The following is a 14,785-nucleotide window of genomic DNA, read 5'->3' on the forward strand; positions in this document are numbered from 1 at the left end:
AACGAATAGCGCAATGTCAATGATGAGCCATCAAAACGCCAGCCCGCATAAAACGGACCTGCATAAAATGGACCTGGCATATCCGCCGACGACAGTTTGGTTAAGTGAATTATTGGCGGGATATGCTGAAGTGCGGCACGACCATGATCGCCCGATTGCGGCGTTGCAGCTCAACAGCCAAAGGGTCGCGCCCGGCGATATGTTCATCGCGCTGCCGGGAATGATAACCGACGGTCGGGCGTATATCGCTCAGGCATTGGCAAATGGCGCGGCTGCGGTGCTGTTTGAAAAGATCGGCGCCAGCCGTGGCCCTTTGGCCAAGGACTCGGTCAAGCATGATGCGCCGTTAATTGGCATAGAAAATCTGCAGCAAAAACTCGGCATCATTGCGGCGCGGTATTTCGGCGATCCGTCCAGGCATTTGAAAATGATTGGCATTACCGGCACCAACGGCAAAACCACGACCGCTTATTTGGTCGCCCAGGCCTTGGAGTTGCTCGGCCTGCGCTGCGGTTATGCCGGCACCATCGGCAGCGGCTTGGTCGGCGACCTGCGGCATTCGGCACTGACCACGATGGACGCGATATCCATTCATCAACGGTTGTCCGAATTTTTAGCCCGCCGGGCTGGCGCGGTCAGCATGGAAGTCTCTTCTCATGGACTGGAGCAGGGCCGGGCCAATGGCATCGATTTCGATATCGCCGTATTCACCAACTTGACCCAGGACCATCTCGACTATCACCAGTCCATGGCGCGCTATGGCGACGCCAAACGAAAGTTATTTGAATTCGCCTCGCTCAACGCCGTGGTAATCAATAGCGATGATGATTTCGGCCGTGAGTTGTTGCAATTGTGCAATCGGCCGGATCGAGGACTAACCTGCCTGAGTTACGGTATTAAGTCTGGAGAGTTGCAAGCGCTTGAACTGGAAACGGATGACCAAGGAATACGGTTTCGCTTGGCGTTCCGTGGGCGCGAGCAGCGCATTGATTCGAGGTTGTTGGGCGAGGTTAATGTGCCGAATATTCTTGCCGCTATCGGTTGTCTGTTGGCAATGGGTTATGCCATGGATGCCATAGCAGAAGTTATTGCCCGCATCGCCGCGCCGCCCGGGCGCATGGAAGTGTTCAGCAATCGTCCGACCCAGCCTGCGGTGGTGGTGGACTATGCGCATACGCCGGATGCGCTGGCGCGCGCGCTTAAATCCTTGAAGCAGTTGTGTCGCGGAAATCTGGTCGTGGTGTTTGGCTGCGGCGGCGAGCGCGATCAGGACAAACGAGCGCAAATGGGCCGGATCGCGCAAGAAAACGCCGACCGCGTCATCGTCACCGATGACAACCCGCGCACCGAACCGGCCGCGCAAATTGTCGAGCAAATAAAACAAGGCTTGAGCCCGCCCATTACGGTCATTCATGATCGCCGACAAGCGGTGACGGAGGCGATTCAATCTTCCAATCCAGATGATTTAATTTTGCTGGCGGGAAAAGGTCATGAACAAACCCAGACCATCGGCAACGCGGTTAACCCATTCAGCGACCGGGCAATGGTTGCGGAACTGCTTGAGCAGTTGTCATGATGACGCTCGCGCAAGCCGCCAATATCGTTCACGGAAAACGATACGGCGCGGATGCGCGGTTCACCGCGGTGGCCACGGATTCCAGAACGATTGAGCGCGGAGGTTTATTCGTCGCCATCCCGGGAGAAAAATTCGACGGTCACGATTTCGTCGTCCAAGCGCACAAGCAGGGCGCGGTTGCGGCGTTGGTGTCGCGTGCGCACGACTCGGCGTTGCCGCAAATCGTGGTGCGCGACACCACGCAAGCGCTCGGGCAACTGGCAAGCCATTGGCGTTTGCGCTTCGATATTCCGCTGCTGGCGATTACCGGCAGCAACGGCAAAACCACGGTCACGGCGATGGCCGCATCGATCTTGAATCAGCGCGGAAATTGCCTGTTCCCAGAGCGAAGTTTCAACAATCAATGGGGCGTGCCGCTGACCTTGCTCAAGTTAAACGAGCGCCATGATTTTGCGGTCATCGAAATGGGCACCAACCACATTGGGGAAATCGCCGCCCTCAGTCGCATGGCAAAGCCGACGATTGCGTTAATTAATAATGTCGCCGCGGCCCATCTCGAGGGACTGGATAACCTGCAGCAAATTGCCCAGGCCAAAGCGGAAATTTTTTGCGGGCTGAATGAAACCGGCACGGCCGTCATCAACGCCGATGATCAGTTTGCCGCAGAGTGGCGAAACGAAGTTGCGCCGAAACTCAAAAGCGGACGCGTACTCTCGTTTGCGATGCCAAAGCAAGACGACTTGACACCCGCGGACTTGACCCTCGCCAACTTGCAATGCGAATGGCGGTCCAGCCGTTTTGAGTTGTGTATAAGGGCTGCGCGGCCGCATAAACAACATGACCAAAAGCATGACCAAAAGCATGACGAGCGGCAAGCGACCATCCATTTGCCTTTGCCGGGCCGCCACAATGTAATGAATGCCTTGGCCGCCGCCGCCATCTGTCACGCCGTCGGCGCCACCATGCAGTGCATAAAACGCGGGCTTGAAAACATGCGGGCGGTGCAGGGTCGGCTGAATCATCAGCGCGCCCTGGGCGGAGCCGTGGTGCTGGACGATAGTTATAACGCCAATCCGCAGTCGGTCAAGGCCGGCATTGATGTGCTGGCGAGGTTCAAAGGGCGCAAGATTTTGGTGTTGGGCGCGATGGCGGAGCTCGGCGCGATGAGCGCGCAACTGCACCACGAAGTGGGGCGATACGCAAACGACCAGCGCATCGATCTACTCCTGTGTCTGCTCGCCGAAGAGGCCGGTCAAAGTCATAACGATGCCAAGCATTACGCGCGCGGTTTCGGTCAGGGTGGCAAGCGCGCCCAGGTTTTTCAAAGCCTGCACGATTTAGTGGCTGAATTGAAGGGCAATTTAAGCGCCGACGTGGCGGTTTTGGTCAAAGGGTCGCGGTCGGCGATGATGGAGCGCGTGGTCGCCGAGATTATCGAAGTCGAGGAGTTGAGTGGTGATGATGAACAACCGCATCGCGGAGGTGCGTCATGCTGACCTGGCTGTTCAATAATCTTGCTCAGGACTACAGTTTCTTCAATGTATTCCGCTACCTGACCTTTCGCGGCATCTGCGGCGTGCTCACCGCCATCGGCATATTTTTTGTTTTCGGACCGGCCATGATCCGCAAGTTGAGCGACTACAACATCGGCCAAACGGTCCGGCAAGACGGACCGCCTACGCATTTCAGCAAGGTGGGCACGCCGACCATGGGCGGCGCCATGATATTAATTGCCGTAGTCGTCGCCACGTTGTTATGGGCGGATTTGACCAACCGATATATATGGGTGATTTTATTTACCACCATCGCGTTTGGCTTGATCGGCTGGTTTGACGATTATCGAAAACTCATCGACAAAGATCCCAAAGGCATAGGCGCGCGCAATAAATTTCTGTTGCAAAGCATTGCTGGATTGATGGCCGCCTTTTTTCTGTTTTATACCGCGCGCTCTGCGGCGGAAACCTCGTTATTGTTGCCGCTGTTCAAGGACGTGGCTATTCCACTGGGTTGGGGATTCATCGCGCTGACTTATCTGGTCATCGTCGGCGCCAGCAATGCCGTGAACTTGACCGATGGCTTGGATGGCCTGGCGATTATGCCAGCCGTCATGGTGGCCGGCGCCTTAGGGGTATTCGCATACACCACCGGCAACGCCAATTTTTCACAATACCTTGGAATTCCTTATATTGCCGGCGCCGGCGAGGTGCTCATATTTTGTTCGGCGCTGGTCGGCGCCGGTCTCGGCTTTCTATGGTTCAATGCCTACCCGGCTCAGGTGTTCATGGGCGACATCGGCGCGCTTTCCATCGGCGCTGCGATTGGTATCGTTGCGGTCATCGTGCGCCAGGAAATTGTGCTGGTGGTGATGGGCGGGATATTCGTGATGGAAACCGTGTCGGTCATTTTGCAGGTCGCCTCGTTCAAGTTGATAGGCCGCCGGCTGTTTCGCATGGCGCCGATTCATCATCATTTTGAATTGAAAGGCTGGCCTGAACCCAAGATCATCGTGCGTTTTTGGATTATCAGCCTGATCCTGGTATTGATTGGATTAGCCACATTGAAGGTGCGCTGAGGAGTGCGCCCGAACATGACAATGACAATGACAATGAATGTGACGAACCGGGCAAATTTCATTCAACCAAGCAATGACCAGGGCCCTGAGCGGATGCTGGTGATAGGACTTGGGCTGACCGGTTATTCGGCGGTCAAATATCTGGTGCGCTCAGGGATGCAGGTTACTGCGGCGGATTCGCGCGAGTTGCCGCCGTATCTGAAACAGGTCAAGGATGAATTTCCGCAGGTGGAAATTATCACCGGGCAGATACCGTATGCGCGGTTTGGAAGTTTCAAGCAAATCGTTGCCAGTCCCGGGGTTGAAATAGAGCGGCAAAATTTCAGCGGCGGCGGAGCGCTCATCGGCGATATTGAATTGTTTGTGCGCCAAGCGCAAGCCCCGATCATCGCCATCACCGGCTCCAACGGCAAGTCCACCGTGACCATGCTGGTCGCCGAGATGCTGTTAGCCGCAGGGCTGAAAATAAAAACCGGCGGCAACATCGGCACCCCGGTTCTGGACTTGCTCGACCCGGCGGCGCCCGATTATTATGTGCCTGATTATTATGTGCTGGAGTTGTCCAGTTTCCAGTTGGAGACCACGCATTCGTTGCGCGCGCGCGCCGCCACGGTGCTGAATATCAGCGCCGACCACATGGATCGCTACCGCGACATGGATGAATACATCGCGGCCAAAGCGCGCATCCTGCACGCCGCCGCCGCGCGTGTGCTGAATCGCGATGATGCGGGCTCGAAAAAACTGCTCGCCGCCGACCCCGAATCCATCTCCTTCGGCATGGATCGCCCAGCGGACAACCACTACGGCGTGACCGGCGCGGGCAGTTCACGCGCGTTGGTGCGCGGCGATGCGGTGCTGGCGCGGGCCGAGCAAATCACCCTACAGGGCGAGCAAAACATCGCCAACATCCTGGCCGCCATGGCCTTGGTGGAGGCGGCCGGGGTGGCGTTGAATACGGCGGTGGTGGGCGCCGCGCTGAACTATGGCGGGTTGCCGCATCGTTGCGAGATGGTGGCTGAAGTCAATGGCGTGAAGTGGATCAACGATTCCAAAGGCACCAATGTCGGCGCCACCATAGCGGCCATCAACGGCGTCGGCGACGACCTCATCCTGATCGCCGGCGGCATCGGCAAGGGCGCCGATTTCTCGCCGCTTGCGGCGGCGCGTGCGCGCGTGCGCCATGCGGTGTTGTTCGGGCAGGACGCCGAGGCCATCGCCGCGGCGATGGCCGATGCCGATGTTCATGATGATGATGGCGACGATAACGAACCTAACGACTACATCCACCGCGCCAAGGATTTGACCCATGCGGTGTCGCTCGCCGCCGGCTTGGCGCGCGCCGGGCAGACCGTGTTGTTCTCGCCGGCCTGCGCCAGTTTCGACATGTTCGACAACTACGAGCATCGCGGCAATGTTTACAAACAACTGGTCTGGGAGTTGGTGCATTGAACCGCCCGCAAAACAACAGGCCGCAAAACATGTCGGCGAACCGCGCCGCGATGAACGCCGAGGCGGCGGCGCAAAACATGGCGCCGCAAGCGCATCGCGCCAGCGACGTGTCATCCTATGACCAAGGGTTGATGTTCACGGTGATTGCCTTGCTGTCGCTCAGCGTGGTCATGGTTTATTCCGCCACCATCGCGGCCGACAGCCGCACGTTGGATATCAACTTCAAGCCTCTTATTAAACATCTGGCGCATATTGGTCTGGGTAGCGCGCTGCTGTTCATGGCCGCCTGGATGCAAATGAATTGGCTTGCCGCAACGAGCAAAGCGTTGCTGCTGATTGGATTGCTGTTATTGGTGGTCGTGCTGTTCCCTGGCGTAGGCGTGCAGGTGAATGGCAGTATGCGCTGGATCGATTTAGGCGGCATCCGATTTCAGCCGTCCGAGTTTATCAAGATCGCCGCGATTATTTATTTCGCCGACTATCTGGCGCGCAAACGCGACGATTTGCATCTATTCAAAGTCGGCATTTTCAATACTGGCTTGGTGGCCGGGGCAATCGGATTATTGTTGCTGCTTGAACCTGATTTTGGCACCGCTGTGGTAATCACAACCGCCATTGCCGGAATGATGTTTTTGGCCGGGGTTCGGCGCTGGCATTTTCTGATCAGCATCAGCGTGGCCGCCGCGCTAATGGCATTGATTATGTGGATGGAGCCTTATCGGGTAGCGCGATTGTTAAGTTACCAGGACCCCTGGGCCGATCCTTATGGCAATGGGTTTCAATTGATTCAGGCGCTCATCGCCATTGGTCGGGGTGAATGGTTTGGCGTCGGGCTGGGCAGCAGCATTCAGAAATTGTTCTATCTGCCGCACGCAAGCAATGATTTTCTGATTGCCATTATCGGCGAAGAATTGGGCGCCGCCGGCATCTTCAGCGTGTTAACGCTGTTTGCGCTGTTATTGTTTCGCGCGTTTGCCATCGCGCACCGCGCGTTGCGGCTGGGGCAGCGGTTTTCAGGTTTTCTGGCGCAGGGCATCGGCCTGCTGTTCGCTGTGCAAGCGGGCGTGCACATCGGCGTGAACACCGGTTTGCTGCCCACCACAGGCATCACCTTGCCGATGATGAGCCACGGTGGCAGCAGCATGTTGATCAGCATGGTCGCGGTCGGCTTGCTGTTTGCCGTTGATCGGCAAAGCCGGCCGCAGCCCGGAGGACGCAGATGATAAGCGCACAATCAAAAACCGCGGCAAAAATAAAGACCGAGACGAGCCGCATGATGATTATGGCAGGCGGCACCGGCGGGCATGTGATGCCGGCCTTGGCGGTCGCCAAAGAGCTGATGCGTCAAGGCGTGGAAGTGAGTTGGATTGGAACCCGGCAGGGCCTCGAAGCCAGGCTGGTCACAGAAGCCAACATCACCTTCAATGCCATCGACATCAAGGGGCTGCGCAACAGCGGCGTGGCGCGAAAAATATTGATGCCGTTTATGCTGGCAAGAGCCATCGCGCAAACGCTGCGCGTCATATTAAAACGCAAGCCAAAAGCGATTTTAGCGATGGGGGGATTTGTGTCCGGTCCGGGTGGCTTGGCGGCGGCGGCGTTGCGACTGCCGATTGTCCTGCATGAACAAAATTCAGTGGCCGGGCTGACCAATCGCTGGCTGTCGCGCTTTAGCCATCGCATATTAACCGGCTTTCCTTCCGCTGATGGGTTCAGGCAGTTTCAATGGATCGGCAATCCGGTGCGGCCGGAGATTTCAAATATTCCGGACCCGAAAATCAGGCTGGCCAGCCGCAAACAACCGTTGCGGTTATTGATCGTTGGTGGCAGTCAGGGCGCCGAGGTGTTTAACCGGCAACTTCCAAAACTATTTGCGACTAACCCGATACCCGATGTTGATATTTGGCATCAAAGCGGCACCGGCGGCCGCAATGGCATTGGCGCGGCTTATTTGCAGGCGGGCCTCGGCTGCCAAGTCAATGAATTTATAGACGACATGCCGGCCGCTTACGCATGGTGCGATATCGTCATTTGCAGAAGCGGCGCCATGACCGTATCCGAAGTCTGTTGCGCCGGCGCCGTGGCAATTTTCGTGCCGTATCCGCATGCCGTCAATGACCATCAAGCCAAAAACGCGGCCTATTTGGTTGGCAATAATGCGGCCTATATGGTGCTCGAGGAGCAGTTTGTTCAGGGTCATTGGCTAAAAATTTTGACGCGCTTTGATCGCGATCGAAAACTGCTTGTGGCCATGGCATCCGCCGCGCGAAAACTGGCAAAACCGCACGCCACCCAGGATCTGGCGCGCGTTTGCATGGAAGCGATGCGCATGGAGGCGATGCATGCGTGACTTTGTGCGGCATATCCATTTCGTCGGCATCGGCGGCATCGGCATGAGCGGCATCGCCGAAGTGTTGCTTGACTTGGATTTTCAGGTGTCCGGGTCTGATTTATCGGACACGGCGATCCTGAAGCGACTGCGCCAGGCCGGCGCCACCATCTATATCGGTCACGATGGAAGGAATATTACCGGCGCGGACGCGGTGGTCGTCTCCAGCGCGGTTGACGACCGCAATAGCGAAGTCATCGCCGCCCGGGACAACCGGATTCCGTTGGTGCCGCGCGCCGAAATGCTGGGCGAGTTGATGCGTTTTCGCAAGGGCATCGCCATCGCCGGCACGCATGGCAAGACCACGACCACAAGTTTGGTTGCCACGGTGCTTGCCAATGCCGGTCTCGATCCGACTTTCATCGTCGGCGGCGTGGTCAACAGCGTGAACAGCAGTGCGCGCCTCGGGCAGGGCGAGTATTTGGTGGCCGAAGCGGACGAGAGCGACGCCTCGTTCTTGCACCTGCAGCCGCAGATGGCGGTGGTGACCAATATCGATCATGACCACATGCAATTTTACGACGGCGATTTCAAGCGCCTGAAGCAAGCCTATCTCGATTTCCTGCACAACCTGCCGTTCTACGGCTTGGCAATCCTGTGCTTCGACGACCCGGCGGTGCGCGAGATCGCGGCCGCGATACGCCGACCGATTGTCAGTTATGGCACCTCGGAGGAAGTCGACTATCGCGCGGTCGACATTGTTCAGAACGGCAGGGAAAGCGCCTTTGAAGTGATTCGCTTCGGCCAATCCATCGGCGCATTCAAACTGGCGCTACCGGGCAAGCATAATGTGTTGAACGCGTTGGCGGCAATTTCAATCGCCTACAAGTTGGGCTTGTCGGCGCAGTCCATCGGCGCGGCGTTGTCCGGTTTTCAGGGCATCGGCAGACGTTTTCAACCACTGGGCGAGGTTCGAATCGGCGGTCATAGCGTGGAAGTCGTTGACGACTATGCGCATCACCCGACCGAATTGGCCGCAACCCTGCAAGCGAGCAAGGATTGCTGGCCTGGGCGACGGATTGTAGTGGTGTTTCAACCGCATCGGTTTTCCCGCACCCGAGATTTATTCGACGATTTTGTTCAGTTATTGGCCGGGGTAGAGCATTTAATCATCACCGAAGTCTACCCGGCCGGGGAGCAGGCTATTAGCGGCAGCGACGGTCGTTCTCTTTGCCGCGCCATCGCTGAGCGCGGCGGCGATCCGGTGTTTGTGGAAACCTGGGACGAATTGAACGCGGTGTTGCCGAATAAGGTTCAAGCCGGCGATTTGTTATTGACTTTGGGCGCCGGCGACATCGGCCGATTTGCCCAATCGTTGGCAGACCGCTCGGCCGCGGCCGATTGCCGTGGTCAAGGAGGCCGCCAATGACGCCGCCAATGCGCTCGCCAAACAAGCAAGCCAGCGATGCGCCGGCGTTTATGCGCGGACTGCGCGGGCGGCTGCGCGTTGACGAGCCCATGTCGCGGCATACCAGTTGGCGCACCGGCGGTATCGCCGAGTATTTTTACACCCCGGCGAATAAGGCGGATTTGATCCAACTGCTGGTGCAACTGCCGACCGACATGCCGCTGCATTGGATTGGCTTGGGCAGCAATCTATTGGTGCGCGACGGCGGCGTGGCGGGAATGGTGGTGCGCACCGCCGGCGGGCTGCGCGAGTTTGAACTCAGCGCGCCGCAGCGGCTGTCGGTCGAGTGCGGCGTGGCGTGCGCCAAAGTCGCCAGGCTCGCGGCGCGCCATAACTTGACCGGCGTGGAGTTTTTAGCCGGCGTGCCCGGCTCGTTTGGCGGCGCGCTGGCGATGAATGCCGGCGCCTTTGGCGGCGAGACCTGGGATTGGGTGGAGCAGATTGAATGTGTCGACCGGCGGGGACAGTGCAAAAAAATTCACGCCAAAGACCTGAGTTACGGTTATCGTCAAGTGGCGTTGCCAGAGGACTGCTGGATCTTAAGCGGCACACTCGCCTTGACGGCGGCGGCTAGCGGCTACAGCGGCCAGGACACCATTCGCAGTCTGCTGGAAAAACGCAGTGCATCGCAGCCCATACAAAGCGCCAACGCCGGCTCGGTGTTCCGCAATCCGCGCGGCGACTTCGCGGCACGATTAATTGACGTCGCCGGCCTCAAGGGGCGCGCGGTGGGCGATGCGGCCATCTCGGACATGCACGCCAACTTTATTGTCAACCGCGGCGCCGCCGCCGCCGCGGATATCGAGCGGCTGATTGGCATTGCCCGGGACCGAGTGATGCAACACAGCGGCGTCGAACTGGACCTTGAAGTGCGCATTATCGGGGCGGAAAAATGAATGCATCCTGCGCCAATCCTGCGCTCAATTCTGCGACTGGGGCTTCGGTCCTGGCCACGCGCCCGCGCTGGATCATGCTCATGGCGATCTTGCTGCTGGCGTCGCTGCTGGCGCTGTTGGTCGCCGATCGGTTGTTTGATCCGCAAAAATTTCGGATCAAGGAGATTGAAGTGCACGGGCGCTTTAACCAGGTCGATGGCGAACAAGTGCAACGGATTGCCGCAGCGGCGCTCGACGGCAATTATTTTTCCGTGAGTTTGCGGCATCTGGAAAACGAAATAACGAAAATCCCTTGGGTATTTTCCGCATCGCTGCGCCGCCAATGGCCGGCCACCATCGTGGTGGATGTGGTGGAAGTGCAGCCGGTGGCAAGGTGGGGAGAGAAGCAGTGGCTTAATTTCACCGGCGACCTGATTGATCGCCAGCCGGGCGGCAGCGACCGTGACTTGCCGTTACTGTCTGGCGCCGCCGATCAACAGCAGATCGTGTGGAAAGCGTATCGAAAATGGTCCGGGCGATTTGCCGCCAACGGCTTAGCCCTCGAACAACTGAGTTTGGATGCAACCGATTTATGGCGGCTGAAACTTTCTCTGGGGGCGCTGGCGTCGAACAGGGGGCAAGCCGCCGCCGCGGCCACAAAAATTTCGCCGGCCACGGTGACCATGGTGGTGGACCAGGCCAATTCATTTCCCCGCATTGAGCGGTTTATTGAAGCATTGAATCAGGAACTTATCGTCCAGTTTCCGCAAATGAAGACCATTGACCTGCGTTATCCCAATGGCTTTGCGATTGGCTGGCGGGACGCGCCAGCCGTTGCGCACAACATCACCGCATCGGCGCGCGACTAAGCATGGCGAAGAAACCAAACAACAATCTGGTGGTGGGGCTGGACATCGGCACCTCCAAGGTGCTGGTTGTCGTGGTCGAGGTGGCGCCGAACGGCGCGATGGAAGTCATTGGCGTCGGCCATCATCCGGCAACCGGCTTGCGCAAAGGCGTGGTCGCCAATATTGAATCCACCGTGCAGTCAATCCAACGGGCGGTGGAGGAAGCGGAGTTAATGGCCGGCTGTCAAATCTATTCGGTTTACGCGGGCATCGCCGGCGCGCATATCCGCAGCATCAACTCGCATGGCGTGGTCGCGATCAAGGACGACGAAGTCACGCAGAGCGATATAGAGCGCGTCATTGACGCCGCCAAAGCGATGGCGATTCCTAATGATCAACGCATCCTGCATGTCCTGCCGCAGGATTTTGTGATTGATGGGCAGGACGGCATTCGCGAGCCGATAGGGATGTGCGGGGTGCGCATGGAAGCCAAAGTGCACATGATTACCGGTGCGGTCAGCGCGGCGCAAAATATTGTGAAATGTATCCGTCGTTGCGGGTTGGAGGTTGACGACATTATTCTCGAACAAATTGCTTCCAGCGAGGCGACGCTCACCGAGGATGAGCGCGAGCTTGGTGTTTGCATGATCGACATCGGCGGCGGCACCACCGACATCGCGATTTTCACCGACGGCGCCATCCGTCATACGGCAGTCATTCCGATTGCCGGCGATCAAGTGACCAACGATATCGCCGTTGCCTTTCATACACCGACTCAGGCGGCGGAAGAGATCAAGAAAAAATTTGGTTGCACACTGGTGCCGCTGGTTGATGAAGGGCAAACCATCGAGACGCCGAGTATCGGCGGACGCCCGCCACGAACGCTATCCCGACGAAACCTGGCAGAGATTATTGAGCCGAGAGTTGAAGAATTACTGTTGTTGATCCAGGCCGAAATACGCAACAGCGGGTTTGAAGAAATCATTGGCTCAGGCATTGTGCTTACCGGCGGCAGTTCACGCATTGAAGGGATGATATATCTGGCCGAAGAAATTTTTCACTTGCCGGTGCGCCAGGGAGTGCCGAATTATGAAGGCGGTCTCAGTGAAGTGGTGTGCAATCCAATTTACTCCACCGGCATCGGGCTGGCGCAATTCGGCTACGCAAACCGCCATCAGATGCAGCAACGCTCGCCCAAGCCTGGCGCTGTGACCGCTATGGTGCAGCGGATGAAAGGCTGGTTCAAGGGCAGTTTTTGATGATGGCAGATTTTTATCGACAGATTCTATTTCAGAGATCAAGCGTCTCAAACGGCTTGATCTTTATGTTTACGCTTATACACACGAGGAGAAAATAAAATGTTTGAATTAGTAGATACCATTAGTCAACGGGCGGTGATCAAAGTCATCGGCGTGGGCGGCGGCGGCGGAAACGCCGTGGAGCATATGCTCACCGCCGCTCTTGAAGGCGTTAGTTTCATCAATGCGAATACCGACGCGCAAATGCTGTCGCAATCAAAGGCCGACACTGTTTTGCAGTTAGGCGAGAATTTGACCAAGGGGCTGGGCGCCGGCGCAGATCCCGTGGTCGGACGCCAGGCGGCGATGGAAGATATCGATCGCATCGCCGCGGCGATTGATGGCGCGGATATGCTGTTCATCACCGCCGGCATGGGCGGCGGCACCGGCACCGGCGCGGCCCCGGTGATTGCCGAGTTGGCGCGGGAAAAAGGCGCGCTCACGGTGGCCGTGGTCACCAGGCCGTTTTCGTTCGAAGGCAGGAAACGCCAGGCCATCGCTGATAGGGGCATTGAAGAGTTGCAGGATTACGTGGATTCCTTGATCACCATTCCTAATGAAAAAGTTCTCGCGGTCATGGGACAAAACGCCCCCATGATGGATGCATTCAACAAAGCCAATGAAGTTTTGTTCAATGCGGTTCAGGGCATTGCGGAACTGATCACCCGACCGGGATTGATTAATGTCGATTTTGCCGATGTCAGAACAGTGATGGCTGAGCGGGGTGTGGCGATGATGGGTTCAGCGACCGTGAGCGGTGAAAACCGGGCTCTTGAAGCGACCCAACAAGCCATCTCCAGCCCGCTGCTTGAAGACATCAACTTGCATGGCGCCAAAGGCCTGTTGGTTAATATCACCGCCGGCCCGGATATGGCCATCGGTGAATTCGAGACGGTGGGCAATGCAATTTATGAATACGCCGCGGAGGATGCCAACGTGGTCATTGGCACGGCTGTCGATCCGGCCATGCAGGGCGATCTTCGGGTTACCATGGTGGCGACCGGCTTGGTTGATCCAAAGGCAAAAGTTACGCTGCCTGAGCACGTGGAGAACAACCCGGCGAAACCGGTTCAGGCAGTCAACAGCATAGAGCATAAAATGGGGCGAATCCTGCCGCAAAAGCAATTTACCAGAATGGGCGTGGTAACCGCAGAAGCGACCCCATTAGACAGTAAGCAGTTGGATATACCTTCCTTTTTAAGAAAACAGGCAGACTAAGGCAAAGGATTGCGAAAATTTGTCATAAGCAATTTCAATCGTGCGCGAGCCGGCAGGGACACGAAACGGGAGGATATTAAAAAAATTTAATAAAGCCATTTATCCCATAGTTTTGGTGTAGTATCCGCCTTTTTTTACAGGCCAACATTGGCGCAACATTGGCGCCTCCTTATATTTCTTGATATTTAAACCGGAATGATAAGACAACGAACCCTGAAGAACATCATTCGCGCCACCGGAGTGGGTCTTCATACCGGTGAAAAAGTATACCTAACCCTGCGCCCGGCCGCGGTCGATACCGGGATTATTTTCCAACGCGTTGATCTCGATCCAGTGGTCACCGTTCCGGCCCGCCCCGAAAACGTCAGCGACACTCGGCTATCCACAACATTGGAGGTGGACGGCGTAAAAATTTCCACAGTCGAACATTTGATGTCCGCGTTTGCGGGCTTGGGCATCGATAACGCTTACGTCGAGGTGAGTGCGCCGGAAGTGCCAATAATGGATGGCAGCGCGGGACCGTTTGTTTTCTTGCTGCAGTCCGCAGGCATCCTGGAACAGGAGAAACTCAAGCAATTCATACGCATCACAAAACCGCTGTTGGCGAAAGAGGGCGATAAGTGGGTTAAGTTTGAGCCGTTCAACGGATTCAAGGTTTCATTCGCCATTGATTTTGCTCATCCTATTTTGAAAAAATCCATCCAGACTGCATCGGTGGATTTCTCCACCACTTCATTCGTGAAGGAAGTCAGCCGCGCCAGGACCTTTGGTTTTATGGACGATCTGGAAGCGTTGCGCAATGCCGGCTTGGCGCAAGGCGGAAGTTTCGACAATGCGATCGTGATGGATTCGTTCCATATCTTGAATGACGATGGCTTGCGTTATGAAGATGAATTTGTCAAGCACAAAGTGCTCGATGCGATCGGCGACCTTTACTTGCTTGGGCATCCCTTGATTGGTGCGTTCAGCGCGCATAAATCCGGACACGCATTAAATAATAAACTGCTGCGCCAACTGCTTGCCAACGAATCGGCCTGGGAATTGGTGTCGTACGAGGACGAAACTCAAGCACCTATCGCCTTTGCCAGCACGGTAGCAGTGGCATAGCCGGATATTTATAGCCTGAATATTTAGGCGGCGGCGATTCGATTT

Annotated in this window: 12 protein-coding genes; all 12 read left to right on the forward strand. The window is 56.8% G+C overall.

Annotated features, from left to right (window positions below):
- Window positions 1-19: 19 nt before the first annotated feature.
- Entirely contained in the window at window positions 20-1,576 is a 1,557-nt protein-coding gene (locus ACP158_RS06165; RefSeq protein WP_424948069.1) for a UDP-N-acetylmuramoyl-L-alanyl-D-glutamate--2,6-diaminopimelate ligase, read from the forward strand.
- Window positions 1,573-3,072 (forward strand): UDP-N-acetylmuramoyl-tripeptide--D-alanyl-D-alanine ligase, encoded by a 1,500-nt coding sequence (locus ACP158_RS06170; RefSeq protein WP_424948070.1) that lies wholly within the window; start codon window positions 1,573-1,575, stop codon window positions 3,070-3,072. Before ACP158_RS06165 ends, ACP158_RS06170 begins: the two co-directional genes overlap by 4 nt.
- Window positions 3,066-4,148, forward strand: a complete 1,083-nt coding sequence (gene mraY / locus ACP158_RS06175) for a phospho-N-acetylmuramoyl-pentapeptide-transferase (protein WP_424948071.1) — start codon at window positions 3,066-3,068, stop codon at window positions 4,146-4,148. Before ACP158_RS06170 ends, mraY begins: the two co-directional genes overlap by 7 nt.
- A 33-nt stretch (window positions 4,149-4,181) precedes the next feature.
- Window positions 4,182-5,597: a UDP-N-acetylmuramoyl-L-alanine--D-glutamate ligase gene (gene murD / locus ACP158_RS06180; protein WP_424948072.1), complete on the forward strand. Its 1,416-nt coding sequence runs from the start codon at window positions 4,182-4,184 to the stop codon at window positions 5,595-5,597.
- Window positions 5,594-6,820, forward strand: coding sequence for a putative lipid II flippase FtsW (ftsW, locus tag ACP158_RS06185; RefSeq protein ID WP_424948073.1), 1,227 nt, complete (start codon window positions 5,594-5,596; stop codon window positions 6,818-6,820). Before murD ends, ftsW begins: the two co-directional genes overlap by 4 nt.
- Entirely contained in the window at window positions 6,817-7,947 is a 1,131-nt protein-coding gene (murG, locus tag ACP158_RS06190; RefSeq protein ID WP_424948074.1) for an undecaprenyldiphospho-muramoylpentapeptide beta-N-acetylglucosaminyltransferase, read from the forward strand. Before ftsW ends, murG begins: the two co-directional genes overlap by 4 nt.
- Window positions 7,940-9,355 (forward strand): UDP-N-acetylmuramate--L-alanine ligase, encoded by a 1,416-nt coding sequence (murC, locus tag ACP158_RS06195; protein WP_424948075.1) that lies wholly within the window; start codon window positions 7,940-7,942, stop codon window positions 9,353-9,355. Before murG ends, murC begins: the two co-directional genes overlap by 8 nt.
- Window positions 9,352-10,290 (forward strand): UDP-N-acetylmuramate dehydrogenase, encoded by a 939-nt coding sequence (murB, locus tag ACP158_RS06200; RefSeq protein ID WP_424948076.1) that lies wholly within the window; start codon window positions 9,352-9,354, stop codon window positions 10,288-10,290. The genes murC and murB overlap by 4 nt, the downstream gene beginning before the upstream one ends.
- Window positions 10,291-10,370: 80 nt before the next feature.
- Window positions 10,371-11,138 carry a cell division protein FtsQ/DivIB gene (locus ACP158_RS06205; RefSeq protein WP_424948077.1) on the forward strand — a complete coding sequence of 256 codons (768 nt, stop codon included), beginning with the start codon at window positions 10,371-10,373 and terminating at the stop codon, window positions 11,136-11,138.
- Between the two features lie 2 nt (window positions 11,139-11,140).
- Entirely contained in the window at window positions 11,141-12,376 is a 1,236-nt protein-coding gene (gene ftsA, locus ACP158_RS06210) for a cell division protein FtsA (RefSeq protein WP_424948078.1), read from the forward strand.
- A 99-nt stretch (window positions 12,377-12,475) separates the two neighbouring features.
- The gene (gene ftsZ / locus ACP158_RS06215; RefSeq protein WP_424948079.1) at window positions 12,476-13,633 is read left to right on the forward strand and encodes a cell division protein FtsZ; all 1,158 of its coding nucleotides are present in this window, start codon (window positions 12,476-12,478) and stop codon (window positions 13,631-13,633) included.
- Window positions 13,634-13,828: 195 nt separating this feature from the next.
- On the forward strand, window positions 13,829-14,740 hold the full coding sequence (gene lpxC / locus ACP158_RS06220; protein ID WP_424948080.1) for a UDP-3-O-acyl-N-acetylglucosamine deacetylase: 912 nt from the start codon (window positions 13,829-13,831) through the stop codon (window positions 14,738-14,740).
- Window positions 14,741-14,785 lie beyond the last annotated feature (45 nt).

The sequence above is a fragment of the Candidatus Spongiihabitans sp. genome (assembly GCF_965247905.1).
Lineage (GTDB): Bacteria > Pseudomonadota > Gammaproteobacteria > Arenicellales > Poriferihabitantaceae > Spongiihabitans.

Coding starts and splice junctions, on each gene's coding strand:
- ACP158_RS06165 (WP_424948069.1), top strand. CDS start 20: ATGATGAGCCATCAAAACGCCAGCCCGCATAAAACGGACCTGCATAAA.
- ACP158_RS06170 (WP_424948070.1), top strand. CDS start 1,573: ATGATGACGCTCGCGCAAGCCGCCAATATCGTTCACGGAAAACGATAC.
- mraY (WP_424948071.1), top strand. CDS start 3,066: ATGCTGACCTGGCTGTTCAATAATCTTGCTCAGGACTACAGTTTCTTC.
- murD (WP_424948072.1), top strand. CDS start 4,182: ATGAATGTGACGAACCGGGCAAATTTCATTCAACCAAGCAATGACCAG.
- murG (WP_424948074.1), top strand. CDS start 6,817: ATGATAAGCGCACAATCAAAAACCGCGGCAAAAATAAAGACCGAGACG.
- murC (WP_424948075.1), top strand. CDS start 7,940: ATGCGTGACTTTGTGCGGCATATCCATTTCGTCGGCATCGGCGGCATC.
- murB (WP_424948076.1), top strand. CDS start 9,352: ATGACGCCGCCAATGCGCTCGCCAAACAAGCAAGCCAGCGATGCGCCG.
- ACP158_RS06205 (WP_424948077.1), top strand. CDS start 10,371: ATGGCGATCTTGCTGCTGGCGTCGCTGCTGGCGCTGTTGGTCGCCGAT.
- ftsA (WP_424948078.1), top strand. CDS start 11,141: ATGGCGAAGAAACCAAACAACAATCTGGTGGTGGGGCTGGACATCGGC.
- ftsZ (WP_424948079.1), top strand. CDS start 12,476: ATGTTTGAATTAGTAGATACCATTAGTCAACGGGCGGTGATCAAAGTC.
- lpxC (WP_424948080.1), top strand. CDS start 13,829: ATGATAAGACAACGAACCCTGAAGAACATCATTCGCGCCACCGGAGTG.